The 22874-nt window shown below is 74.6% G+C and carries 23 protein-coding genes; 9 read left to right on the plus strand and 14 right to left on the minus strand.

Annotated elements, in window-relative coordinates:
* Window position 1: 1 nt before the first annotated feature.
* Both GA0074704_RS05560 and GA0074704_RS05565 read left to right on the plus strand, forming a co-directional pair.
* The gene (locus GA0074704_RS05560; protein WP_088969501.1) at window positions 2–598 is read left to right on the plus strand and encodes a hypothetical protein; all 597 of its coding nucleotides are present in this window, start codon (window positions 2–4) and stop codon (window positions 596–598) included.
* Between the two features lie 67 nt (window positions 599–665).
* A complete protein-coding gene (locus tag GA0074704_RS05565; RefSeq protein WP_088969502.1) occupies window positions 666–1313 on the plus strand; it encodes a dienelactone hydrolase family protein in 648 nt (215 codons plus the stop codon).
* Here GA0074704_RS05565 and GA0074704_RS05570 read toward each other — a convergent pair.
* Both GA0074704_RS05570 and GA0074704_RS05575 read right to left on the minus strand, forming a co-directional pair.
* On the minus strand, window positions 1302–2447 hold the full coding sequence (locus GA0074704_RS05570; RefSeq protein ID WP_231926766.1) for an AI-2E family transporter: 1146 nt from the start codon (window positions 2445–2447) through the stop codon (window positions 1302–1304). The two genes, GA0074704_RS05565 and GA0074704_RS05570, sit on opposite strands and share 12 nt — an antisense overlap.
* A 43-nt stretch (window positions 2448–2490) precedes the next feature.
* A complete protein-coding gene (locus GA0074704_RS05575) occupies window positions 2491–3960 on the minus strand; it encodes a hypothetical protein (RefSeq protein WP_088969503.1) in 1470 nt (489 codons plus the stop codon).
* A gap of 111 nt (window positions 3961–4071) precedes the next feature.
* Between GA0074704_RS05575 and GA0074704_RS05580 the strand changes: the two genes are divergently transcribed.
* Window positions 4072–4257 carry an antitoxin gene (locus GA0074704_RS05580; RefSeq protein ID WP_088969504.1) on the plus strand — a complete coding sequence of 62 codons (186 nt, stop codon included), beginning with the start codon at window positions 4072–4074 and terminating at the stop codon, window positions 4255–4257.
* Between the two features lie 57 nt (window positions 4258–4314).
* On the opposite strand, the gene GA0074704_RS05585 is transcribed toward GA0074704_RS05580, so the two are convergent.
* The gene (locus GA0074704_RS05585) at window positions 4315–5217 is read right to left on the minus strand and encodes an SMP-30/gluconolactonase/LRE family protein (protein WP_197697598.1); all 903 of its coding nucleotides are present in this window, start codon (window positions 5215–5217) and stop codon (window positions 4315–4317) included.
* Between the two features lie 41 nt (window positions 5218–5258).
* Between GA0074704_RS05585 and GA0074704_RS05590 the strand changes: the two genes are divergently transcribed.
* Window positions 5259–5768 (plus strand): Lrp/AsnC family transcriptional regulator, encoded by a 510-nt coding sequence (locus GA0074704_RS05590; protein ID WP_088969505.1) that lies wholly within the window; start codon window positions 5259–5261, stop codon window positions 5766–5768.
* Between the two features lie 30 nt (window positions 5769–5798).
* On the opposite strand, the gene GA0074704_RS05595 is transcribed toward GA0074704_RS05590, so the two are convergent.
* Window positions 5799–7535 carry a SpoIIE family protein phosphatase gene (locus tag GA0074704_RS05595; protein ID WP_088969506.1) on the minus strand — a complete coding sequence of 579 codons (1737 nt, stop codon included), beginning with the start codon at window positions 7533–7535 and terminating at the stop codon, window positions 5799–5801.
* A 138-nt stretch (window positions 7536–7673) separates the two neighbouring features.
* Here GA0074704_RS05595 and GA0074704_RS05600 point away from each other — a divergent pair, with 138 nt between their 5' ends.
* Window positions 7674–8939, plus strand: a complete 1266-nt coding sequence (locus GA0074704_RS05600; RefSeq protein WP_088969507.1) for a cyanophycinase — start codon at window positions 7674–7676, stop codon at window positions 8937–8939.
* A gap of 49 nt (window positions 8940–8988) precedes the next feature.
* Here GA0074704_RS05600 and GA0074704_RS05605 read toward each other — a convergent pair whose 3' ends face one another.
* Window positions 8989–9870: a MurR/RpiR family transcriptional regulator gene (locus tag GA0074704_RS05605; RefSeq protein ID WP_197697599.1), complete on the minus strand. Its 882-nt coding sequence runs from the start codon at window positions 9868–9870 to the stop codon at window positions 8989–8991.
* 107 nt (window positions 9871–9977) lie between these two features.
* The gene (locus GA0074704_RS05610) at window positions 9978–11414 is read right to left on the minus strand and encodes a pre-peptidase C-terminal domain-containing protein (protein ID WP_088969509.1); all 1437 of its coding nucleotides are present in this window, start codon (window positions 11412–11414) and stop codon (window positions 9978–9980) included.
* 211 nt (window positions 11415–11625) lie between these two features.
* Here GA0074704_RS05610 and GA0074704_RS05615 point away from each other — a divergent pair, with 211 nt between their 5' ends.
* The 4 genes from GA0074704_RS05615 to GA0074704_RS05630 all read left to right on the plus strand — a co-directional run bounded on the left by GA0074704_RS05615 (window position 11626) and on the right by GA0074704_RS05630 (window position 15541).
* On the plus strand, window positions 11626–12570 hold the full coding sequence (locus GA0074704_RS05615) for a transporter substrate-binding domain-containing protein (protein ID WP_088969510.1): 945 nt from the start codon (window positions 11626–11628) through the stop codon (window positions 12568–12570).
* Window positions 12571–12723: 153 nt separating this feature from the next.
* A complete protein-coding gene (locus GA0074704_RS05620; protein WP_088969511.1) occupies window positions 12724–13578 on the plus strand; it encodes an amino acid ABC transporter permease in 855 nt (284 codons plus the stop codon).
* Window positions 13575–14369, plus strand: a complete 795-nt coding sequence (locus tag GA0074704_RS05625; protein ID WP_088969512.1) for an amino acid ABC transporter ATP-binding protein — start codon at window positions 13575–13577, stop codon at window positions 14367–14369. The genes GA0074704_RS05620 and GA0074704_RS05625 overlap by 4 nt, the downstream gene beginning before the upstream one ends.
* The gene (locus GA0074704_RS05630; RefSeq protein WP_088969513.1) at window positions 14369–15541 is read left to right on the plus strand and encodes a M20 family metallopeptidase; all 1173 of its coding nucleotides are present in this window, start codon (window positions 14369–14371) and stop codon (window positions 15539–15541) included. Before GA0074704_RS05625 ends, GA0074704_RS05630 begins: the two co-directional genes overlap by 1 nt.
* Here the strand turns inward: GA0074704_RS05630 and GA0074704_RS05635 are convergent.
* The 8 genes from GA0074704_RS05635 to eccB form a co-directional block, all read right to left on the minus strand.
* Window positions 15529–16212 (minus strand): C39 family peptidase, encoded by a 684-nt coding sequence (locus GA0074704_RS05635; protein ID WP_088969514.1) that lies wholly within the window; start codon window positions 16210–16212, stop codon window positions 15529–15531. The genes GA0074704_RS05630 and GA0074704_RS05635 overlap by 13 nt on opposite strands.
* A gap of 674 nt (window positions 16213–16886) precedes the next feature.
* Window positions 16887–17309, minus strand: coding sequence for a pyridoxamine 5'-phosphate oxidase family protein (locus GA0074704_RS05645; protein ID WP_088969516.1), 423 nt, complete (start codon window positions 17307–17309; stop codon window positions 16887–16889).
* A 50-nt stretch (window positions 17310–17359) separates the two neighbouring features.
* Window positions 17360–17692, minus strand: coding sequence for a DUF1232 domain-containing protein (locus GA0074704_RS05650; RefSeq protein ID WP_088969517.1), 333 nt, complete (start codon window positions 17690–17692; stop codon window positions 17360–17362).
* Between the two features lie 138 nt (window positions 17693–17830).
* Window positions 17831–18667 (minus strand): hypothetical protein, encoded by an 837-nt coding sequence (locus GA0074704_RS05655; protein ID WP_088973473.1) that lies wholly within the window; start codon window positions 18665–18667, stop codon window positions 17831–17833.
* A 143-nt stretch (window positions 18668–18810) separates the two neighbouring features.
* Complete coding sequence (locus GA0074704_RS05660; RefSeq protein WP_088969518.1) at window positions 18811–19254, minus strand: hypothetical protein; 444 nt, start codon at window positions 19252–19254, stop codon at window positions 18811–18813.
* Window positions 19255–19465: 211 nt separating this feature from the next.
* The gene (locus tag GA0074704_RS05665; RefSeq protein ID WP_088969519.1) at window positions 19466–20875 is read right to left on the minus strand and encodes a WXG100 family type VII secretion target; all 1410 of its coding nucleotides are present in this window, start codon (window positions 20873–20875) and stop codon (window positions 19466–19468) included.
* Window positions 20868–21236 (minus strand): hypothetical protein, encoded by a 369-nt coding sequence (locus tag GA0074704_RS05670; protein WP_088969520.1) that lies wholly within the window; start codon window positions 21234–21236, stop codon window positions 20868–20870. The genes GA0074704_RS05665 and GA0074704_RS05670 overlap by 8 nt, the downstream gene beginning before the upstream one ends.
* Before the next feature lie 129 nt (window positions 21237–21365).
* Entirely contained in the window at window positions 21366–22844 is a 1479-nt protein-coding gene (gene eccB, locus GA0074704_RS05675) for a type VII secretion protein EccB (RefSeq protein ID WP_088969521.1), read from the minus strand.
* Between the last annotated feature and the right edge of the window lie 30 nt (window positions 22845–22874).

Below are 22874 nucleotides of genomic sequence, written 5' to 3' on the forward strand. Positions count from 1 at the left end.
GATGGCCGCCGACGACGTGATCATCGAGCTGGGTACGCGCCCGCCGGACGGGACCGAGTCCGAGGCTGCCCGGCGTGCCCCCGACCGCCAGGCGCGGGGCCGGCTGATCCGACTGGGCGCGGCGTTCCTGGCCGGCCTGCTGCTCGGCGGCGCGGGTATCTGGGTGTCCCGGGACGCGCGGGAGCGGCGGGCGGACGCCGCGACGGTCCGACTGGTGGCGTTCGCGGCGGAGGCGTCCGGCGGCGGCATGGACGCGACCGGCGTGGTCCGGTTGGACGGCCAGTTGGAGCTGGTCAACACCGGTCCGGCACCGGTCGAGGTGCGGTCGGCCGAGGCCCGGCGGCCGGGGGTGCTGATCCGCGACGTGGGCCGGTCGCGGCTGCTGCGCCCCGGTGGGGCCGGACGGCTCGACGTGGAGGTGCTGATCCGGTGCACCGCGCCGTCCGACGCGGAGCCGCTGTCGATGCGGTTCTCGGTGGTGGCGGCCGACGGCCGGGCCCGGGAGGTCCGGTATCCGGTGGCGCTGAGGGGCGGCGTCTGGGACCGGGCGGCCACCCAGATGTGCGAACTCCTGCCGGGGCGTACCCGGAGCAGGTGAGTGGCGCGGACCCCGGGGTATGCGGGGCGCGCCGGGCGGTCCGCGCCCGGGGTTGCGGAGGTCGGAGATGGAGACGCGCGAGGCGCTGATCCCGGTGGCCGGGGACGGGCTCCCCGCCGATCTGGTGATCCCGGACGACCCGGTGGGGATGGTGCTCTTCGCGCACGGCAGCGGCAGCTCGCGGAAGAGCCCGCGGAACACGGCGGTGGCCCGGGTGCTGCACGAGCGGGCCCTGGCCACGGTGCTGGTCGACCTGCTGACCGAGGCGGAGGACCGGGTGGACGCCCGAACCGCCGAGCTGCGCTTCGACATCGGGATGCTGGCCGACCGGCTGGCCGCGATCGTGGACTGGATGGCCGGTCAGCCGGAGGTGGGTCCGCTGCCGACCGGCCTCTTCGGGGCCAGTACGGGCGCCGCGGCGGCCCTGGTCGCGGCGGCGGCCCGCCCGGACCGGGTGGGCGCGGTGGTCTCCCGGGGCGGCCGCCCGGACCTGGCCTGCGCCGCCCTGCAGCGGGTGCAGGCCCCGACGTTGCTGCTGGTGGGTGGGCTCGACGAGCAGGTGATCACGCTCAACGAGGAGGCCCTGGTGAAGCTGGGTGAGGTGGCCGAACTGCGGGTCGTCCCCGGCGCCACCCACCTGTTCGAGGAGCCCGGCACGCTGGAGCAGGTCGCCGACCAGGCCGCCACCTGGTTCGAACTGCACCTACCCCGCTGAGCGGGGAGTGGGAGCGGCGAGGCGTTCGCGGTGGCGTTGGACGGTGTCGACCACGCGGTAGGCGACGGCGGCGATCGGGACCGAGACGAAGGCGCCGGAGATGCCCGCGATCAGCGTGCCGGCGGTGACCACCACCAGGATGACCGCCGGGTGCAGCTGCACCTGACGCTTCATGATCAGCGGTTCGAGCAGGTTGCCCTCGATCTGCTGGACGGCGATCACCGCGGCCAGCACCAGCAGCGCGGTGGTCGGCCCCTTCGCGGCCAACGCCACCAGCACCGCCACGGCACCGGCCACCGTCGCCCCGATGATCGGGACGAAGCCGCCCAGGAAGGTGATCAAGGCCAGCGGCAGGGCCAGCGGCACACCCAGCAGCACCAGGGCCAGGCCGATGCCGATCGCGTCGATCGCCGCGATGATCATCGTGCCCCGGCTGTACGCGCCGAGGGTCCGCCAGCCGGCCCGGCCGGCCTCGGCGGTCACGTCCCGGTTCGGGCCGGTCAGCCGGCGCAGCACCCAGCGCCACATCGACCGGCCGTCCTTGAGCAGGAAGAAGAGCAGCACCAGGGCGAGCAGCGTCGAGCCGGCCACCTCGGCCGCCGTCCGCGCCCCGCCGACCGGGTCGAAGCCACCGCCGAAACCGGACCGGACCTGGTCGATCAGCTTGTCCAGCTGGGCGTCGGACACCGGCAGGGTGGTGGTGACGAAGTCCCGGCTGCGTTGCAGACCCGCGCCGAGCTGCTCGCTCAGCTCACCGAACTGGGCGGCGGTCAGCCGCCACACCAGCACGCCCACCCCGACCAGGACGCCGAGCAGCAGCAGGATGGTCAGCAGGGCCGCCGGCGCCCCGGGCACCCGCAGCCGCCGCAGGAGCAGCAGCACGGGGTCGAGCAGCGCGGTCAGGAAGAGGGTCACCGCCAAGGCGATGGCCAGCGGCGCGAGCAGCACCGCCACCTTGCCGACCAGGTAGAACCCGACGATCACCACGATCAGGCAGGCGCTCCACGCGACCACCGTCCGGACCAGCCACGGCAGCGCCGCCCAGGCCTGTCGCGGCCCGGGCCGCGCGCCCGCCGCCGTCACCTCGGGCGTACGCCCGCCGTCGTCCCCGCCCACACCGGTCTCTTCGATCACGGCGGATCGATACCCGATCGGCGCTGTCGCGACACCCGCCCGCTCAGCGTAGGCCGGGCCAGGCCGCCAGGTAGCCCCCGCTCGCCGCGCTCCGCCTACCCGGGCCGCGGTGGAAGGGGCCGCGGTCCACCCGGGCCGCCACCGCCGCGATGCCCGACCCGGCGGCGACCGCGCGGACCGTGCCGGCGCCACCGTCGGTGAACACCACCCAGGTGGTACGCCGCCGCAGGTCGGCCGAGAGCACCAGCACCCAGGCGTCGCCCCCGGCGTACGGGGCGAGCCGCCGCCCGTTCAGGGTGATCCGGTCCCGGTCGGCGATCTGGTACGCGGACACGCCGCCCGCGTACAGCCGGCCCTTCTCGTCGGCGGTGATCGCGGACGGGGTGATCGTGTTGCCCCGGTCGCCCTTGCTGGCGAGCCGGGCCAGCAGGAACGTGCCGGCGAGCTGCCGCCCCGACGCCGGGTCGAACCGGGCCAGGTAGGTCTGCTGGGCGTTGCCGGTGTTGAACGGTTGGGCGTACCTGTCGGTGCCGACGTTGGGGGCCTCCCGACCGAGGTCCGCGGCGGAGCGGCCGAAGACGCTGTTCCCGCCGTCGGTCAGCCCGGCCAGGTAGAGCCTGCCGTCCCGGCCCAGCGCCACCCGCTCCACCCGACTGTCGGCGCACCGGTCACCGAGCTGCCCGGCCGCATGGTCGTACGCCCTCCAGCGCAGCCGGCCGCTCCGGTCGTACCCGTGCAGCCAGGGGATCTGCACGGTCCCGCAGGGTGGGGCGTTCGCCTGGCGGTAGCCGCCCACCAGGACCAGGCCGTGCCGGTCGTCGACGGCCACGTCGTGCACCGTCCGCCCGTCGGGCCGCAGGGTGGCCCTGGGCGTGCCGCTCCGGTCGTACACCTTGACCTGCCCGCCCACGACGGCGGCGACGGTGCCGGCGCTGCCCACGGCGATCCGCTCGGCGGCGCCGGGACGCTGCCAGCGCACGACACGGGCCGTCGGGTCGAGCAGCGCGACGCCCCGGTCGGTGCCGACGGCGATCTCCCCGCCCGGCCGGCGGACCTCCAGGTCCGCGACCGTCCCGGCCAGTCGGGTGACGCCGAGCAGCCGGCGTCCGGTGGCGTCCAGGCGCAGCACCGCCCCGGGGCCCCGGCCGAGCGTGGTGGTGACCCCGCCACGCACGTCGGTGAACCGTCCACCCACGACGATCTCGCAGCGCGGCGTCACGTCCACCGCGTTGGCGCTGTCCTCGCCGGAGCCGCCCAGGTAGCCGGCGCTGCTCGGGTCGAGTTCGCGGGCGGTGTCCGGGGCCTGCCGCGGCTCGGGGCAGGCGACCGGCGCGGCCGACGGTGACGGCGAGGCGGTGGGGGAGCGGGTCGGGGCGGGCGGTCGGGCCGGTGTGGACGCCCCGGCGGCGGCCGGATCGGCCCAGCGGGCCGGCGTGGCCGGCTCGGGCGTCTGGCAGCCGGCGGCGAGGGCGAGGGCGAGCAGGGCGGCGGTCAGGCGGTGGCGTCGCGGCACGGGGGTGCCCCTTCGGGGGAGGAGACGGCTGCGATCGTACGGCCCCGGCGGGTGTTTGCGGTCCGGACCCGAGGGAAGGCAGAAAGTACACCGAGCTGGAGGAGACGCGACATGAGTAATTTCATGGACAAGGCGCAGGACTTCGCCGACAAGCACGACAAGCAGGTCGACCAGGGTCTCGAGAAGGCCGGCGACCAGGTCGACCAGCGCACCGGCGGCAAGTACGACCAGCAGATCGACAAGGGCGTGGACATGGCCCAGCAGCGCACCGGCGAGGGCGACACCTCCCCGCGCTGAGCAGCACCGGACTCCCGGGTCACCGCGCGGCGGTGGCCCGGGAGTTTCACGTCCGGGTCACCAGCCGGGGTAGCGGACCCCGTTGACGTTGACCCGCAGCGAGTAGAGCGAGCTGGAGGCGCAGATGTAGAGGTGGTTGCGCTTCGGGCCACCGAAGGTGAAGTTGGCGACCACCTCCGGCAGGAGCAGCTTGCCTAGCAGCGTCCCGTCGGGGTCGAAGCAGTGCAGGCCGTCGTGCGCGGCCACCCAGACCCGCCCGGCCTGGTCCAGGCGTACGCCGTCGAAGGAGCCGGCGTCGCAGGTGGCGAAGACGTCGCCGCCGCGCAGGGCGCCGTCCCCGGTCACCGTGAAGCGGCGCAGGTGCCGGGCGCGGGTGTCCACCACGTACAGCTGGGACTCGTCGGGGCTGAAGGCGAGCCCGTTGGGTTGGCCGAAATCGTCGGCGACCCGCCGCACCTCGCCGTCGGAGGTGACCCGGTAGACGTGGTTGCCGCCGATCTCGCTGTCGCCGAGGTGACCCTCGTAGTCGCTGTCGATGCCGTAGCTGGGGTCGGTGAACCAGATCGACCCGTCGGAGTGCTCGACCACGTCGTTCGGGCTGTTGAACCGCTTGCCCTGCCAGCGGTCGGCCAGCACCGTGTCGCTGCCGTCCGGCTCGGTGCGGGTCACCCGCCGGTTGCCCTGCTCGCAGCTGACCAGCCGGCCGCGCCGGTCCACCGTGTGGCCGTTGGCGTGGCCGGCGGGCTGCCGGAAGACGCCGACCGCGCCGGTGGTCTCGTCCCAGCGCAGCAGCCGGTCGTTGGGGATGTCGCTGAAGATCAGGTGACGGGCGGCCGGGAACCACGCCGGCCCCTCCAGCCACCGGCCGCCGGTCCAGAGGCACTCGACCCACTCGTCGCCGTTCACCCGACGGAACCGTTCGTCCGCCACCTCGAACCGGGTTCTGAACCGATCCACCATGACCGCCTCCGCAAGTGACTGTGATTCGGCGTCAAGCTAGCATGGCCGGACAGCAGTCGGCTTTGGCTGATCAGACCGAACGGAAGGGGTGCCGGGTGGACGACCTGGACCGGGGGCTGCTGGCCGCCCTCCAGCGCGACGCGACCCAGTCGTACGCGGCCCTCGCGGCGGCGGTGGGGCTCTCCACCGGCGCCGCCCACGAACGCGTCCGCAAGCTACGCGAACAGGGCGTGATCCGACGGACCACGGTGGACGTGGACCCGGCCGCCGTCGGCCGCGGGGTGCTCGCCTTCGTGCTGGTGGAGGCGAACGCCTGGATGGGCGACCGGCCCACCCGGGACGCCCTCGCCGCGCTGCCCGAGGTCGAGGAGGCGCACGTGATCGCCGGCCCGGCCTCGCTGCTGGTCAAGATCCGGGTCGGCAGCCCGGAACAGCTTCAAGCCGCTCTGCGCCGGCTCTTCCAGGTCGAGGGCGTCACCGGTACGCAGACCGTCGTGGTGCTGGAGTCCTTCTTCGAGCGGTCGCCGGATCCCTACCCGGCGACCGACTGAACTCGTCCTGCACGTGGTGTGAGGGCCCCGCTACCCGTCAATACTCGGCCGAACCTTTCGCCTTTGTGTCACAGGTGCCGCCGGCAGGCGGAAGCAGAGCAGCGCGATGTCGTCACCCGCCGGGCGGCCGCGCCGGGCCGCGGTGATGAGCTGACCGGTCCAGCCGTCCCCGCCGGCCCCGTCGGCGGCGACCGCGGCGGCGAGCCGGTCGATCCCCGCGTCGATCACCTCGCCCGGCGCCTCGACCAGGCCGTCGGTGTAGAGCACCAGCAGATCCCCGGGCGCGGTGGCCAGTTGCTGCTCCGTGCGGGGGCGACCGGTCACCCCCAGTGGCCGGCCGGTCACCGCCAGCCGGTCCACCGTCCCATCGGTGCGGCGCAGCAACGGCGGCGGATGCCCGGCCAGGGCGTACCGGAGGGTGCCGGCGGACGGGTCGACGACCACGCAGGCGGCCGTGCAGAAGACCACGTCGGGCAGGGCGGCGACGTAACTGTCCAACTCGGTCAGCAGCGCCGCCGGCCCGGCGACCCGGGCGGCCAGGGCACGTGCCGCCGTCCGCAGCTGCCCCATCGCCAGGGCCGCCTTCACCCCGTGCCCCACCACGTCACCGACCAGCAGGGCGTGCCGACCGTCGCCGAGGGCGATCACGTCGTACCAGTCGCCGCCGGCGTTGAGCACCGACGGGGCCGGGAGGTAGCGGCCCACCGTGCCGGCCGGCAGGTCCTCGGTGAGCAGCCAGCGTTGCAGGTCCACCACCGCGTCGTGCTCGGCCTGGTGCAGCCGGTCCCGTTCCGCGGTGAGCCGGTCGATCCGCCGGGCGGCCAGGCCGCCGCTGACCAGGGCGAGGCTGACCAGCAGCACGATCCCCCCGAGCCACCCGGCCAGTCGGTGCCTGGCCGGGTGGAACGCCTCCGGCGCGGACCGCTCCAGCAGCACGTACTCCCCGAACCGCCCGATCCGGCTCCAACCGGTGATCCGGTCCGGTCGGCCCGTCAACCCGCGCGACACCCGGCCGGCCCCCGAGGCGAACTCCGGCCCACCGCCGGTCAGCCGCCGGTACGCGTCCGTGGCGCGCACGTCCCGGGTGGCGGTCACGTCAGGGCCGACGATCAGCTGCCCGGCCCGGTCGACCACCAGCAGGTCGGTGCCCGGGCCGTAGAACTCCGGGCCGATCTGCGCGGCCTGGATCGCCGCCCGTTCCCGCACCCACGACACGCTCCACCCGCCGGCCAGCACGCCGTTCACCCGGCCGTCCGGCCCGTGGGTGGGCACCGCGAAGACCATCACCTCGCCGGTGAAGGCGGGGGCGGTGAGCGCCGCGCTGGTCGTCCACTCCGCCCCGTCGACCACCTCCCGCCACCAGGTCCCCCCGGCCGGCACGTCGACCGCCCCCCGGGTGGCGACCCGGGTGACGCCGGCCGGGTCGAGCCAGGCGACCCCGCCGGTCAGCCCGAGGTCGTCGACCTTGAGCAGGGCCAGCCGGCGTTGCACGGCGGCCCGGTCGGCGTCGACGAAGACCTGCCCGGTGGCCACCGCGGCGAGCAGCCGGACCAGGGCGATCCGGCTGCCGTACACGTTGGCGGCGACGGTCTGGCAGCGCAGCCGGACCTGCTCGACGGCGGCGGCCCGGTCCGCCCGCCAGGTGCTGACCGCGAGCAGGCCGCCCGCGCTGCCGAGCACCAGGCAGACCACCGCGACGGCGGCCAGCAGGCGACGCCCCGCGCCGAGGCTGGCGGTCGGCGGGTCGGCCGCCGCTGGTCCGTGCACCGTCCCACCATTCCAGCCACCCGACCCCGGCGGTATGGGCCGTCAGGGGGACGCCGCAGGTCGCGGACCGTTGTCCGGCGGCCCGCCGGTGTCGTACTCTTCCGGTGGCCCGCCCTCACGGTCCCGTGAGGAGCAGTCATGCCCTTGAACCGCCTGCTGACCCTGGGGGTCGGCGCCTGCACGGCGGTCGCGCTCAGCGTGCCGATCGCCGCCGCGCCGGCCTCGGCCGCACCCAACCACCACCACCGGTCCGGCGGCAGCCTGGTGCTGGTCGGTGGCGCCCTCGCCGACGGCAACGCCGAGATCTACGGCGACATCGTCCGGCTGGCCGGTGGCGCCGGCAAGGCCCGGATCGGCATCTTCACCGCCGCCGCCCCGGTGCCGTCCGAGGACCCGGACGCCGGCACCCCGGACTGCAACAACAGCGTCTGCAACGGCGACTACTACGCCGACCTGTTCAAGACGTACGGCGTCGCCGACGCGCAGTGGATCCCGATCGACCTGGACCACCCCAAGGCGGCCGAGGACCCGAAGGTCGTCGCGCAGATCTCCTCGATGACCGGGTTCTTCTTCGGCGGCGGCGACCAGTACCGCTACGTCACGACGATGACCCGCGGCGACGCGCAGCGGGACACCCCCGCCCTGGCGGCGGTCCGGCGCAAGCTCCGTGAGGGCGCCGTGGTCGCCGGCACCAGCGCCGGCGCGCAGATCATGGCCGGCCGCGACATGATCACCGGTGGCTCGGTCGACCCCGGCCTGCGGGACGGCGCGAAGCCGGGCTACTTCGACGACTCGTCCGTGCTGGGCTACCTGCCCAAGGGTGGCTTCGGCTTCTTCACCGCCGGCCTGGTCGACACCCACTTCTCCCGGCGCGGCCGGGAGGCCCGCTCGATCCGGCTCGCCGTCGACACCCACCACCAGCGGGTCTTCGGCCTCGACGAGAACACCGCGCTGGAGGTGACCGGCGTCGGCGGGCGGGCCCAGTCGCTGCGGGTCCTCGGCCAGCGCGGGGTCAGCGTGCTCGACCTGCGCCGGGCCCGGGTCACCGACAACGCCGGGGTGTGGGGCGTCGAGGGCGTCCGGTGGAGCCGGCTCACCGCCGGTGACGCGTACCGGGCCAACGGGTGGCGGCCGGTCCTCGCCGCCGGCAAGACCCGGGTGACCGGGACCGACGGACCGTGCACGGTGCCGCCGTCGGACGACGTGTTCTACGACTACGGGCTGGTCGGGCTCGCCGAGGGGCTGGCCGAGCAGGCCGGCTGCGACGCGGTGCACGGCACCTCGTACGAGAAGGACCCGCAGTGGGCCGCCGAGCTGACCCGCGGGAAGGGCTTCGCCGCGTACCGGGGCAGCGGCGTGCCGCTGTCGTTCACCGGCGTGGTGATCGGCATCAGCCCCGCCTGACCGGACCGACCGGGGCTCCCCGCCACCCCGGCGGGGAGCCCCGGCGCGTTCAGGCGCCGCCGAAGGCCTGCTGGGCCGCCTCCATCGCCTTGAGCCGGGTGCCGGCCACCGGCCCGAGCCGGTCGATCACCGCCGCCACCACCGTCTCGACCAGCGCCAACGACGGCACGAAGCTGTCGTACGCCGACGGCGACTCGACCCGGCTGGGCAGCACCACCTCGGCCAGTCCGGCCACCGGGGAGAGCCACCGGTCGGTGAAGAGCACCACCTTGGCGCCCCGCCCGGTCACCTCCCGCGCCAGCTCCAGCGTCGGCTCCTCGTAGCGGCGGAAGTCGAAGAGCGCGAACAGGTCGCGGCGGCCCACGTCGACCAGCATGTCGGTGCGCTCCACCGGGGTACGCGGCAGCAGCCGGCTCCCGCCGCGTACCTGCATCAGGTGCAGCACCAGATAGTGGGCGAGCAGTCCGGAGAACCGGCCCCCGGCGGCGGTGACCCGCAGCTGCTGGTCGGCGAGGAGGCGTACCGCCGCGTCCAGCTCGCCCTGGGGCAGCTCGGCGAGGGTCCCGGCGACCGCCTCGGGCAGGGTGGCGGCGGCCCGCGGCAGCGCGCCCTCCGGCGGCACCCCGGTCCGCTCGGCGGCCCGGTACGCGGTCAGCGGCGACGCCTCCCGCTCGGCCAGCTCGTCGCGGAGCGCCCGCTGGAACTCGGGATAGCCGCCGAAGCCGAGCCGGGACAGGAAGCGCAGCACGGTCGGGGCGCTGACCTCGGCCCGCTCGGCCAGTGCGGCGACGGTGCCCAGGCCGGCCGCCGGATAGGAGGCGAGCAGGGCCCGGGCCACCCGGCGCTCGGCCGGACTGCACTCACCCAGCCGCTGCCGGATCAGCGCGGCCACGCCCACGGCGTGCGGCTCGTGCGGTTGATCAGTCGACACCGGGTGAGCGTAACCGGGCGCGCACCGGGGGCCGGCCCGCCGTGGACGCGCCCCGCCCCCGGCGCGCGGTATCGCGGCACCGGGGGCGGGCCCAGGGGGCTGGGTCTTCAGGACTTCGTCACGGTGCAGGCGTAGTCGGCGGTGCCGGAGCCGGTGTACGCCTCGACGTCGACGTAGTAGGTGGCGCTGCCCGAGGCGGTCCGGGTGAGGGCGGCCGACTCGTCGGTGCCCGCCCCGTCGTTGACCGAGCGGGTGACCGTGCTGCCCTTCGCGTCGAGCAGGTACAGGTCGGCGTCGTACGCGGTGGGCACCGCGCAGCTCACCGAGAGGGTCTGCCCGCTGTTCACGGTCAGCGCGTAGTAGTCCCGGTCGGTGCTGGCCTTCATGTCCCCGGTGAGGGTGGCCGGGAAGGTCAGGCCGGCGACGTTGTTGGCCGCGCTGCGGGAGTCGTTCGGCTCGACCTCGGTGTAGCTGCTCCCACCGGTCGGCGGCGGGGGCGGCGGGGTGGTCGAGCAGTCGGTGACCGGGGTGCCACTGTAGAGGCTCGCGCTGGGCACGCCGGCGTTGACGCTCTTCAGGTAGTAGCCGCAGGTGGGCCGGTTGGCGAAGTCGTACGTCTGGCCGCTGGTCAGCTTCCAGATCTTGAAGTTGGAGTAGGTCAGCGGTTGCCCGGAGACGGCCACCTCGGGCTGGTGGTCGCCGAGCACCACGTACGCGCTGGGCCCGCTGAGGGTGGCCAGCCCGGCCTTGTCGATGTAGAGCGATGCGCCCTCCTCGACGCCGACGCCCCACGCCTTGCCGCCGGTGGCCAGCCCGTCCTTGAGCGCCCGGGCCACGAAGGCCATGGTCCGGCCCATCCGGTCCCGGGTGACGAAGTGCGAGTCGTTGATGGTGTTGGCGTAGTTGGGCCAGCGGAACATGCCGGTGGTGAAGGTCAGCGACCGGTCGTACGGGTTGGCCAGGGCGGTGGCCGAGGTGGCGCTGGCGGTGCAGGCGTCGTACACGATGTCGCTGTTGATGTGGTGCCCGGCGCTGCCGCCGCCGACCCCGCCGCCCTTGGCCACGACGGACTCGACGGACGCCTCCAGCGCGGTGCCCTTCCAGGCCACGTAGTTGCACTGGTTGCCGCCGGCGAAGTAGACGAACTCCGCGTTGCGGATGTCGGCGTTGACCTGGCTGTCGTTGCCGTCGCGGGCGGCGGTCAGGGTGAGCGTGGTGCAGGAGTTCACCCCGGCCAGGCCGGTGATCACGTCGCACTCCGGGGTGCCGGTGCCGGAGCCGGCGATGATCACCACGTCGATCGAGCCGGTGCCGCCCCGGATCGCGTCGATCGCCCGGGTCATGGTCGCGGTGACGATGCCGCCGGAGCCGTTCATCGTGTACGCCGGGCCGGACCAGGCGGTCCGCGAGACGTCGGCGGTGTTGCCCTGGCGGACCCGGGTGACCTGGGCCTGGGCGGCGGTGACCCCGATCGGGGCGAGGGTGAGCAGGGCGCTCGCGGCGGCCGTGACGGCGAGCCGGCGGCGGTTGCGGGAAGGGGACATGGGCACCTCCGAGGGGCCACGGATCGATGAAACAGAAGTTACATCCATTAAGTTCACTGGTCTAGAAGTAACTTCTGTTACATCGGCGTGACGACCTGGTTCCGCGGCGGGCGGCGGGCCGGTGCGTTACAGAAAACTGTAACCCCATCGAAATCGTAACGTGGGTTACAGTCCGGGGGCTGGATCGTTCTGGCCCCCGGAAGGACACCCCATGCGCATCCGACACTTCGCCCTGCTCGGCGCGGCCACCGCGCTGCTCGCCACCACCGCCGCCTGCGGCGACTCCTCCTCCACCGCCGGCTCCGGCGACGAGATCAAGCCGGTCTCGGTCACCGTCGAGGGGGTCGGCGAGGTCACCACCGACACCGCCCTCGCCGGCAAGGTGCCCGCCGACGTCCGCGGCCGGGGCACCCTCACCGTCGCCACCAACGCGCCCTACCAGCCGTTCATCGACTTCAAGGTCGAGGGCAAGAACGACGCCTTCAAGGGCCTCGACTACGACCTGTTCCAGGCCGCCTCCGCCCGGCTCGGCCTCAAGGCCACCTTCACCCAGCAGCCCTTCGACGGCCTGGTCCCCGGCCTCCAGGCCGCCAAGTACGACGCCATCGCCGGCGGCATCACCGACAAGAAGGAACGCCAGCAGGTCGCCACCTTCGTCGACTACTCCGCCTCCGGCACCGGCTTCCTCGTCAAGACCGGCAACCCGCTCGCCGTCAAGACCGTCGCCGACCTCTGCGGGCGCAAGGTCGCCGTGCAGAAGGCCAGCAACCAGGCGAAGAACCTCGCCACGTACGCCAAGGACAGCTGCGCCGGCAAGGCCATCGACATCAAGGAGTACCCGGAGAACCCGCAGGCGGTGCAGGCGCTGATCGCCGGCAACGTCGACGTGGTCGCCGCCACCAAGGTCAACCTGGTCGACACCGCCGCCTCGCTGACCGGCAGGGCCGAGCTGGTCGAGGACGCCTCCGCCCCCAACGGCTGGCTGGCCAGCCCCAACGGCTTCGGCTTCCTCAAGGCCAACAAGGAGCTCGCCGAGGCGTACCGGGCCGCCGTGCAGTCCCTGATCGACGACGGCACGTACACCAAGATCCTGGCCCAGTGGAAGCAGGAGCCGATCGCGATCAAGCAGGCCACCATCGACCAGGCCATCGACTGACCCGAGCGGACCACCACCCCTGATCAGCGGTCGCCGGGCGCCCTCCGCATCCGTGAGGGCGGGCCCGGAGAGGCGCCCGGCGACCGCCGCACCGTTTCCGTTCGCGACCGCGGGCTCCGCAACGCCGCGGACCCCGCCGCTGGAGGCACCGCAATGACGAGCGACACCGACACCGTACGGGTGGTCCCCGTCCGGCACTACGGGCGCTGGGCGACCGCGCTGCTCGTGGTCGGACTGGCCGCCCTCTTCCTCCGGGCGCTGTTCGACAGCCCCAACCTGGAACCCGGCACCGTCCGGGAGTACCTGTTCAAGGACTACGTCCTCGACGGCGTGGTCACCACGCTCTGGCTCACCCTGCTCGCCATGGTGCTCGGCACCGTCGGCGGCGTGCTGCTCGCCGTGATGCGGCTGTCGGCCAACCCCGTGCTGCGCGGCGTCTCCTGGGCGTTCATCTGGGTCTTCCGGGGCACCCCGCTGCTGGTCCAGATCATCTTCTTCGGCTTCCTCGGCGCGCTCTTCCCCAGGCTCACCCTGACCGTGCCGTTCACCGGGACCGTCCTGTTCGACAAGCCGACCAGCGTCGTGGTCACCGGCACCGTCGCCGCCGTGCTGGCCCTGTCCCTCAACGAGATGGCGTACGCCGCCGAGGTGATCCGCGGCGGCATCCTCGCCGTCGACGGCGGACAGACCGAGGCCGCCGCCGCCCTCGGCATGAGCCCCGCGCTCACCCTGCGCCGGGTGGTGCTGCCCCAGGCCATGCGGGTGATCATCCCGCCGATGGGCAACGAGACCATCACCATGCTCAAGTCCACGGCGCTGGTCTCGATCATCGCCGGCCGGGACCTGATGACCGCCGTGCAGACCGTCTACCAGAACAACTACAAGGTGATCCCGCTGCTGGTCGTCGCCGCGATCTGGTACCTGGCCCTGGTGAGCCTGCTCTCCGCCGGCCAGTGGCTGATCGAGCGGCGGTTCGGCCGCGGCTTCGCCCGGGGAGGCGTCCGATGACCGTCACCGAGCAGACCCCCGTGACCGCCACCCGGCCGATGGTCCGGGCCGAGGGCGTGGTCAAGCGGTACGGCCCGATCGAGGTGCTCAAGGGCATCGACCTCGACGTCGCCCCCGGCGAGGTGAGCTGCCTGCTCGGCCCCTCCGGGTCCGGCAAGTCGACGTTCCTGCGCTGCATCAACCACCTGGAGCGGATCGACGGCGGCCAGCTCTCCGTCGACGGGGAACTGGTCGGCTACCGCCGCCACGGCGGGAAGCTCCACGAACTCAAGGCCCGCGAGGTGGCCCGCCGCCGCCGCGACATCGGCATGGTCTTCCAGCGGTTCAACCTCTTCCCGCACCTCACCGCGCTCGGCAACGTCGTCGAGGCCCCGGTACGGGTGCTCGGCACGCCCCGCGACAAGGCCCGGGACGAGGCGATGCGGCTGCTGGACCGGGTCGGGCTGGCCGACAAGGCCGGCAACTATCCGGGGCAGCTCTCCGGCGGGCAGCAGCAGCGGGTGGCGATCGCCCGGGCGCTGGCCATGCACCCCAAGCTGATGCTCTTCGACGAGCCCACCTCCGCGCTCGACCCGGAGCTGGTCGGTGAGGTGCTGGACGTGATGAAGGGGCTCGCCGCCGAAGGCATGACGATGATCGTGGTGACCCACGAGATGGGCTTCGCCCGCGAGGTCGCCGACTCCGTCGCCTTCCTCGACGGCGGGGTGGTGGTCGAGGCCGGCCCGCCGGCCGAGGTGCTGGGCAACCCGCGGCACGACCGCACCCGCGCGTTCCTGGACAAGGTGCTCTGATGGGCCCGCTGCTGGCGGCGGCCGGGGACCGGCTGGCTGCGTACCACGACCGGCTGGCCCGACTGGTCGCCGTGGACTCCGGCTCCGGCCACGTCGAGGGGCTGCGCGCCGCCGCCGACCTGGTGCAGACCTGGTGCCTGGCCGCCGGCATGGCGGTCGAACGGGAGGCGGTCGCCGACCCCGACGGCCGGCCGCTCGGTGACGTGCTGGTCGCCCGGCACCGGGGTCGCGGCACCCGCCGGATCCTGCTCGCCGGTCACCTGGACACGGTCTTCCCACCCGGCACGGCCGCCGCCCGGCCGTTCCGGGTGCAGGACGGCCGGGCGTACGGGCCGGGGGTCAGCGACGACAAGGGCGGCCTGCTGGCCGGGCTCGCCGCCGTCGAGGTGCTCACCGCGCTGGGCCTCGACGGGTACGCCGAACTGGTGCTGGTCTGCACCCCGGACGAGGAGATCGGGTCGACCGGCAGCCGCCCGCTGCTGCGTACCCTCGGGGCCGAGGCCGACGTGGCGCTCTGCCTGGAATGCGCCCGCGACAACGGTGACCTGGTCTCCGCCCGCAAGGGCGTCGCGGACCTGGAGGTGACCCTGCGGGGCCGGGCCGCGCACGCCGGCATCGAACCGGAGCGGGGCGCCAACGCGCTGCTCGCCGCGGCCCGGCTGACCGTCGCGCTGGACGCCCTCAACGGGCGCTGGCCCGGCGTCACCGTCAACGTCGGCCTGCTGGAGGCCGGTGGCCGGCCCAACGTGGTCGCCGACCGGGCCCGGCTCCTGATCGACCTGCGCGCCTGGCGCACCGGCGAGTACGAGGCGGCGCTGGCCGAGATCCGCCGGCTGGTCGCCGCCCCGATGGTCTCCGGGGTCCGGGGCGAGCTGGCCGTGCACGCGCCCACCCCGCCCTGGGAGCCCGGCGCCCGCGGTCGGCGGTTGACCGAGCTGGCCGGCAAGGTAGGCGCCGGCATCGGCCTGCCGGTGTCGCACACCGCGACCGGTGGCTGTGCCGACGCCAACCTGCTCGCCGAGGCGGGCGCTGCCGTGCTCGACGGGCTCGGCCCGGTCGGCGGGGACGACCACAGCCCCGCCGAGTGGCTGGACCTGGACTCGGTGGTGCCGCGCGTCGCCCTGCTCGCCGGCCTGGTCGACGAGGTGTGCCGGCCGGGTCAGGAGCTGTAACCGCGGCCGGCGATCCAGTTGGCCAGCTCGGTCACGTCCATCCAGTACTCCGGCTCGTTCGGGCTGGCCGGGTCGGCGATCAGCACCGTGTCGCCGTCGTCCTTGTACTCCACCACGGTCAGGTAGTGGCCCGGGTAGCTGTGCTCGACGCCGTCGACGTCGAGTGCGCCGCCCAGGATGTTGGCGACCACCGGCCGGCCCTGGTCGACCGCCGACCGCACGTCGGCCCGCAGCCGCTCGACCTGCTCGCGGGTCGCCACGTCGTCCCGGATCTCGGTGGTCCGGTACTTGCCGCCGGTGTACTCGTTGAGCACCCGGGTGATGTCCAGCGCCGAGTCGGTGCCGTTCTCGGTGGTGCCGAGCTTGCGGGCCAGCTCGTCCTGGCTGACCTCCCTGCCCTCGGCGGACAGGGCGATCCGGGTCGAGGCGGGGCCGCAATAGAAGAAGTTCGGCTGTGCCTGGTACTCGTAGCCGGCGCGGCGCTCGCCCTTGCCGCTTTTGGCGTCCTTGCTGCTCTTGGCGTCCTTGCTGCTCTTGGCGTCCTTGGTCGCGGTGACCGGCTTGGCCGTGGCGGGCGCGGCCTGCGCGGCCACCGCCGGTCCGGCGAGCACGCCGCCGGACACCAGCAGGCCGGCGACGGAGAGCATGCCGTTACGGAAGATCGGGTTCATTCGCGAAGCTCCATTCGGGGGTTTGCCGCCCGGCCGGGTTCGTGGGCGCGGGCACAAGCACCGGGAAGGGCGCTCGACGTGCAGGGTCGTGACGAGCCGGGTCCGGCCGCCATTGGTGAGGCACAACGGCCAGCACCGGAGGATGATTCCGCCGGTGCCCGGTGCCCGGTGCCCGGTGCCCGGTGCCCGGTGCCCGGTGCCCGGTGCCCGGTGCCCGGTGCCCGGTGCCCGGTGCCCGGTGGGTTGCGCTGGCGGCGTCCTGACCCGAGAGGGTCGCTCCGCGCCTACAGACTTGAGAGCGCCGACGACTCACCGGTGCGGGTGTCGGCGGCGGGGAGTGCGGGTGCTTTACCGGCTCGGCCGGCGCCTCCTGGCCGCTTCGAACCGGACACGAACGCCCCGACCGCCCAACCGGTGATCTCCGTGATCCAGCTGCGCTCTCAAGTCGGTAGGCGGCCGGGAGGCATCCATCCCTCGGTCAACGCGCGCAAAGGGCCTCGCCCTAGCCGCGTTGATCAAGAAGTTTTGGACCCGTCGAGGCCCGGTTCCTGACCAAAACTTCTTGATCAACGGGCCGTAGCCGACCAGCCGGGCCGTTGGCCGACCAGCCGGGCCGTTGGCCGGCCAGCTGGGTCGTGGCCGGCCAGCCGGGCGGCGGGGAGGGCTGCGGGCGGTCAGTCGGGCAGCGGGGCGAGGCTGCCGAGCAGCCGGGTGACGGCGATCTCGATGACCACCCGCTGCGGGTTCGGGCGGGGCTGCCGGTAGCGCTCGGCGTACCGGCGTTCGGCCTCGGCCACCGCCTCCGGATCGGTCCGGAGCACCGCCCGCCCCTCCACCGTCAGCCACCACCGGCCGTCGACCTGGCAGACCGCCACCGGCGTGCCGTCCGGGCCGGCCGCCGCTACGTGGCGGGCCTTGGCCGAGGAGCCCGAGGTGATCACCCGGGCCAGCCCGGCCTCCGCGTCGAAGGTCACCCCCACCGGTACGACGTGCGGGGTGCCGTCGGCGCGCAGGGTGGTCAGCGTGGCGAGGTGTCGTGCCCGGAAGAACGCGGTGACCCGTTCGTCCCGTGGGTCCAACCGGTGGTCGCCCGCCATGTTCCGTCCCCTGTCCTCAGGTCAGCGGCCGGATGTCCGGCCCGACCCGATCATGGCACGGGGCGGCGGAGCCGGTCCGGCTGCGGCGGCAGGTCCTGACCGCCGGGCAGCCGCCCCTCGGCGCGGCGCCGGTGGACCAGCCGGGTGAGGAAGATCAGCGCCCCGGCGAGCACGCCCAGGTCGTCCAGGTAGATCGGATCGGGGAGCAGGTCCACCGGGGAGATCGTGTAGATCAGCGCGCCGTAGAAGGCCACCTTGCCGCCCACCCCGAGCGCGCCGAGCATCCGCCGGGTGCGGACCACCCGGACCGCGAGCAGCACCGCGCCGACCAGGGCGGCGGCCAGCACCACCCCGGCGATCACCAGCAGCCACGTGCGGTCCATACCGTCACGCTAGCCGAGCCCGGCCGCCACCGCCGGTCGCCCGCCGAGTCCCCGGGGTGACGGACCAGTCCCGCCGGCTGCCGGGTCCCAGGAAGGTCAGCCCACCCGCGCCTGTGCTCCGGGAGGTCGGACCGACCGTCACCAGGCGGCGACCGCGGCCCGGCCCGAGGCCACCGGGGTCAGGTCCCGGGTGTTCCCCTCCACCGTCCGCCGGACCGCCGGGCCCAGGTCAGCGGTGGCGTCGGCCGCCCGCCGCAGGTCGGCGAGGAGCGACACCGGCTCGGCTTCCGGCGTACGCCCGGCTGCCCGCTGGACCTCCTGGCGGAGGCTGCGCGCGGCGGCGGCGGCCAGTTCGGCGGCCCGCCAGGCGGCCTGCTCGCGCTCGTGCGCCCTGCGGTGTCGGGCGAGCTGGTTGTCCAGCACGGCCCGCCGCAGCATGAACTCCTGCTCGACCGGGTGCAGCCGAGGGTCCCAGCCGTTGCGGTGGGCGAGCGCGTCGGCCAGCTGCTCCGCCGAGAGCTCCCGCCGCTCGTGGGCCTCCCGGGCGACCCGGTGCAGGAAACGCTCCCGCTCGACGTACTCGGCTGGGGTCCTGGTGGTCTGCGGCAGCGGCATGGCGGCGGCGGCGCCGAGCCGGCGGACGCCCGCCTCCGCCGCCTGGGCGGCCTGCCAGGCCGCCTCGACCTCGTCCTGAGCGGCCAGCCACTCGGCGCGGCGGCGCTCCGCGGTGGTGGCGGCCCGGTCGGCGGCCACCGCGATCTCCTCGGCGTACCGGTCGCGTTCCCGCTTCTCGGCCGCGAACTCCAGCGTGCTGGGCATGGCCGCGCGGCGAATCCGGCCACCCACCACCGAACGGAAGCGGGACGGTCGGACGACCAGCCCGGCCACGGCGATCGCCGGGACCACGAGCAGGGCCAGCCAGATGACGGCGGCCTGGGGGACGTCGAGCATGACGGAGGAGAGCACGGTCTGCATCACCAGCACCTCACGGTGGGAACGATGTGGAGGACGGTCGGGTACCCGCTCGGCGGGCGCGGCACACAGGCCACGGCGTGGCGGCGTACCGGTTCCGGTGCGGCGGTCCCGCGCGGCCGAGCCGGCGCGGAAGTTGCCGCTGCTCAGCGGAGCGGCGGGCCCCGCCGGCCGACGGAATCCCGGCCGGGATCGGTCGACGGCACGCCGACCGGCGGAAGGTGTGGCACCCGGGCCCCGGCGGACCGGCCGACGGCCGGGACGACCGGTGGCGCGGAGTGCGCGACGGCTGACCCGAAGGAGCCGGACCGGTCGACGGTGGTGGCCGGGTCGACGGTGGTGGCCGGGCCGGGCCGGGCGGCTGCCGGCGCCGGGGCCGCGGACAGAGCCGCGCCCGCGTCCGCGGACAGAGCCGCGGCGGCGGCCGTCTGGAAGCTCGGGGAGACCGTCGTGGTCATCGGGATGCCGGCACCGATCGGGCCGCCGAGGCCGGCGGCGAGGACCAGGGCGGTGATCGCCAACCGGGTGATGCTGCGCAGAGAGCGGAGCGTCGCCGGCCAGCGGGGGCGGGCGATCGCTACGGGCAGCACGGCTCCAACCTATCGTCCGGTCCGGCCGACCGCAGCTCGACGAGGTCGACGGGACCGTGACCGGCCTCACTCGGAGCACTGTGGACCGGTCGGGATCGTCGCGCCCCGCGGGGACGGGGCGCGGCGCGGGGACGGCAACGGTTCAGCGGGAGAGCGGGCGATGGCCCGCCCGGGGTGCGGGGCGGGCCATCGAGGCAGTTCGGGTCGTCGGTCAGCGTTCGGTGCCGAGCACCGGCGGGGCGGCGGCCTCGCCGTCCTGCCAGACCATCTCGTCCTCGGTCAGCCAGGTGAGCCGCCCGTCGGTCTCGTCCTCGTCGTGCGCGCCCCGCCCACCGAGCACACCCGGTCGCCCGGCCCCGGCGCGGCCGCCGTTGCCGACGCCCATCCCGGACCGGTTGGCCTCGCCACCGAACGCGCCCGAGCGACCCGTACCGCCGCCCGCCGCCCGGCCGGAAGCGAGCCGGCCGTTGCCGGCCGCGGACCGGCCCTCGGCGCCGAGACCCGCGCCGGCCCGGCCGGACGCCAGCCGACCGCTGCCAGCCGCCGAACGACCCTCCGCGCCGATGCCGCCGGCACCCGCCCGGGTGGGCATGGTCGCCGCGGGCCGCGCCGACCCCGCCAGCGCGCCGGTGCCGAGCACCCCGCCGACCGCGGTGGCCGCCGCGCCGCCCCCGAGGAGCAGGCCGTTGCCAGCGCCGGACGGGGCGCTGACCGTGCCGGCCGGCTGGCCGGAGCCGCCGGTGAGCAGGCCGGAACCCGTACCCGGCTGGACACCGGCGAGCGAGGTGCCGCCGGGCTCGGCGCCGGTCACGCCGCCGACACCGCCGATCGGGTCGACGGCCGAGCCCGCCGTGCCGGACGGGACCGCGCCGACGGAGTGGCTGCCCTGGTGGGAGCCGCCACCGGTGCCGCCGGTGGCGGAGAACCCGGAGACCGAGCCGGTCGGGGTGGCGCTGCGGCTGCCGCCGCCACCCGAACCGCTGCCCAGGGAGGAGACCGAGCCGACCCCGCCGACCCCGCCGATCCCGGCCGCGCCCACGGTCGACCCGCCGAGGTTGCCGGGCATCTCCGGGTGCGGCGGCGGGGGCGGGAGCATCCGACCGTACGCGGAGGTGTCGTAGCCGGCGGCCAGCTCGGCCACCACCTGCACCATCCGCTGCCGGGCCCGCTCCTGCTCGGCCTTGTCCTGCTCGTGGCCCATCAGGCCGCCCACCACCGCGCCGGCCACCCCGAAGACCACGCCACCCTTGACCGCGCCCGAGACCGCCTGGTCGTTGTCGTCGGTGGCCTCCGGGCTCTCGGCTTCCCGCTGGGCGGTGGCCAGGTGGCCGGACATCAGCGACAGCGCCCGATGCACGTCGGCCATGCCGTCGGAGAGGGCCCGCGAGTAGTCGACCACCAGCCCCAGCCGGGCCTGGAACTCCAGCGCGGCGGTGCCCGTCCAGCTGTTGCCGAGCTTGTTCAGGTCGGCGCCCAGCTCCCGGGCGAGGCCGTCGACGATGTCCTTGGCGGCGGTCCACTGGGCGGCCAGGGTCTCCACCTGCCCCGGGTCGCCGGCCTTGACGGCGTCGTACAGCTCGCGGTGGCTGGCGTGCTGGTAGCGGCTGGCGTAGTCAGACACGCTGATCCTCCCCGGCCCGGCCCAGCGCCTCGTCCACCCCGCTGAGCGCGTCGATGATCTCGGCGGCGTTGGCCGCGTTGCGCTCCTCGGTCGTCCGGTAGTTGGCGATGATCGTGTCGGTCGCCGCGTCGGCCGCCGCCACGGCGAGCCGGAGCCGGTCGACCTGCGCCACGTAGTTCGCCAGCACGTCGCCGTAGCGGTCCGCGTTGTCGCCCGCGTCGGCGAACCGGCCGAGGGCCGGCGGGCGCCCCGCGCCACCGCTGAGCTTCCTGAGCGTGGTCTCGGCCTCGGCCAGCCGGCCCGCCAACCGTTGCTTGAAGTCCTCAAGGGACAGTACGTCGACTGTCGTACGCCCGGTCATGGCTGCATCCCCGTAGTCATCGTCGATAACCGTTGCCCGCGCTCAGGTTAGTCGACCCGGACCAACCGGTGCGACCCGTCGACCGTCGCATGCCGACGGTCCGGCCGCCCGGTCCGGCGGCTGCTCCGGTCAGCCACCCGAGCCGTCGGGAGTGACCGAGGACGAGGGACTCTCCGGCCCCGGCGAGCGACGCCCCGAGGGCTCGAAGAAGGTCTGGGCGGCCACCCGGTCCAGGGTCGGGCCGGTCGGTACGAGGGCGAGCAGCGACGCCGGCACGGTCAGCGGGGTCACCCCGGCGTAGCCCAGCGCGGCCACCGCGTCCCCACCGCGGGTGCCCAGCGGATGACGTACCCCCTGCGAGCTGATCAGGTAGACGGTCGAGCCGGCGGCCGGCTCGCCGCCCTCCCCGGAGCCCGCCGCGGCCCGGACCAGGACGCCCTTGCCCCCGGGGAGCACCACCCGGTCGGCGGTCCGCACCTGGTCACGGGTGCCCTGCCGGACCGCCCGGTCCTCGTCGCTCGGCGGCGTCAGCTCGGCCGGCGGACGGTCGAACGCCTCCACGGCCGTGCGGGGCGGGCCGCCGTCCGGACCCTGCCGGTAGGTGGCGCAGAGCACCGTCTCGCCCGACCGCGCCGGCTGCATCACCGGCATCCGGGCGGGCATCCCCGGTGCCTCCAGCGGCTTGCGGACCAGCAACTTGCCGGCGAGGTCCGGGGTGATGTCGGTGATCCGACCGCCGTCCCCGAGGAGCAGCAGCGCGGTCACCTCGCCGATCGAGACCAGGCCCTCCCGGGTCAGTAGGTAGTGGCTGCCGGCCGCCCGGAACACCTGGCCGATCCTGGCCGGGGCGTCTCCGACCGCCAGCCCGCTGCGCTCGCCGTCCCCGTCGACCTGCGGCGCCTTCAGCACCGGCCCGGCCGGCACCGCGTTGAGCAGCTGGTCGCCGACGTCCAGCGTGGTCGTGCCGGTGATGCCCAGCGCCGCCACCGACGCCTCACCGCCGGCCAACTGGAGGCGGGAGTTGTTGGTGAGCAGGTAACGCTTCCCGCCGGCGGTCGCCAGCACCGCCCGGTCGGTGAGCGGGGTGCCGCCCGGCAACGGCCGGTCGATCAGCAACTGGGTGGCCGGGTGACGGGGATCGGTCGGGTCGGGCACCGCGCAGATCGACCAGGGGAGACTCACCAGCGACCTCGGGTCCGGCAGGTCGTCCGGGGCGCCGACGATGCCGACCGTACGGCCACGTGGCTGGTCCTCGATGGACGCCCGGGACATCGTCCGCGCCTCGACGTCCGGCTTGTCGAGGATCAGCCGGGCCGAGGCGTAGTTCAACGTCGGGTGCAGCCGCCCCTCGACGAAGACGTACGTCGCGCCGGTCTCCCGCTCGATCACCAGCGTGTCCGGGTCGAGCGGGGCCGCGTTGCCGGTCAGCTGCCCGTACGCCCCGGCGCCGCCGAGCACGACGGCGGCGGCCAGCACGCTGCCCAGGACCGCCAGGCCGAGCCGGCGCATCGGCAGGTTGTTGGTCTCCGGGTCGCCGGAGAGCACCGCCGAGACGATGCGGCGGGTGACGAACCGGTACGCCTGCACCTGATCGCGGCGGGTCCGCATGAGTAACCTCCGGCCGGGGGGTGGATCCGC

This window comes from Micromonospora siamensis (assembly GCF_900090305.1).
Lineage (GTDB): Bacteria > Actinomycetota > Actinomycetes > Mycobacteriales > Micromonosporaceae > Micromonospora > Micromonospora siamensis.

What these genes read in the sequence shown, in the direction of transcription:
- GA0074704_RS05620 (WP_088969511.1), top strand. Translation starts at nt 12,724, where the DNA reads ATGACGAGCGACACCGACACCGTACGGGTGGTCCCCGTCCGGCACTAC.
- GA0074704_RS05560 (WP_088969501.1), top strand. Translation starts at nt 2, where the DNA reads ATGGCCGCCGACGACGTGATCATCGAGCTGGGTACGCGCCCGCCGGAC.
- GA0074704_RS05610 (WP_088969509.1), bottom strand. Translation starts at nt 11,414, where the DNA reads ATGTCCCCTTCCCGCAACCGCCGCCGGCTCGCCGTCACGGCCGCCGCG.
- GA0074704_RS05635 (WP_088969514.1), bottom strand. Translation starts at nt 16,212, where the DNA reads ATGAACCCGATCTTCCGTAACGGCATGCTCTCCGTCGCCGGCCTGCTG.
- GA0074704_RS05600 (WP_088969507.1), top strand. Translation starts at nt 7,674, where the DNA reads ATGCCCTTGAACCGCCTGCTGACCCTGGGGGTCGGCGCCTGCACGGCG.
- GA0074704_RS05565 (WP_088969502.1), top strand. Translation starts at nt 666, where the DNA reads ATGGAGACGCGCGAGGCGCTGATCCCGGTGGCCGGGGACGGGCTCCCC.
- GA0074704_RS05625 (WP_088969512.1), top strand. Translation starts at nt 13,575, where the DNA reads ATGACCGTCACCGAGCAGACCCCCGTGACCGCCACCCGGCCGATGGTC.
- GA0074704_RS05630 (WP_088969513.1), top strand. Translation starts at nt 14,369, where the DNA reads ATGGGCCCGCTGCTGGCGGCGGCCGGGGACCGGCTGGCTGCGTACCAC.
- GA0074704_RS05655 (WP_088973473.1), bottom strand. Translation starts at nt 18,667, where the DNA reads ATGCAGACCGTGCTCTCCTCCGTCATGCTCGACGTCCCCCAGGCCGCC.
- eccB (WP_088969521.1), bottom strand. Translation starts at nt 22,844, where the DNA reads ATGCGGACCCGCCGCGATCAGGTGCAGGCGTACCGGTTCGTCACCCGC.
- GA0074704_RS05670 (WP_088969520.1), bottom strand. Translation starts at nt 21,236, where the DNA reads ATGACCGGGCGTACGACAGTCGACGTACTGTCCCTTGAGGACTTCAAG.
- GA0074704_RS05615 (WP_088969510.1), top strand. Translation starts at nt 11,626, where the DNA reads ATGCGCATCCGACACTTCGCCCTGCTCGGCGCGGCCACCGCGCTGCTC.
- GA0074704_RS05590 (WP_088969505.1), top strand. Translation starts at nt 5,259, where the DNA reads ATGGCCGGACAGCAGTCGGCTTTGGCTGATCAGACCGAACGGAAGGGG.
- GA0074704_RS05650 (WP_088969517.1), bottom strand. Translation starts at nt 17,692, where the DNA reads ATGGACCGCACGTGGCTGCTGGTGATCGCCGGGGTGGTGCTGGCCGCC.
- GA0074704_RS05580 (WP_088969504.1), top strand. Translation starts at nt 4,072, where the DNA reads ATGAGTAATTTCATGGACAAGGCGCAGGACTTCGCCGACAAGCACGAC.
- GA0074704_RS05585 (WP_197697598.1), bottom strand. Translation starts at nt 5,217, where the DNA reads ATGGTGGATCGGTTCAGAACCCGGTTCGAGGTGGCGGACGAACGGTTC.
- GA0074704_RS05645 (WP_088969516.1), bottom strand. Translation starts at nt 17,309, where the DNA reads ATGGCGGGCGACCACCGGTTGGACCCACGGGACGAACGGGTCACCGCG.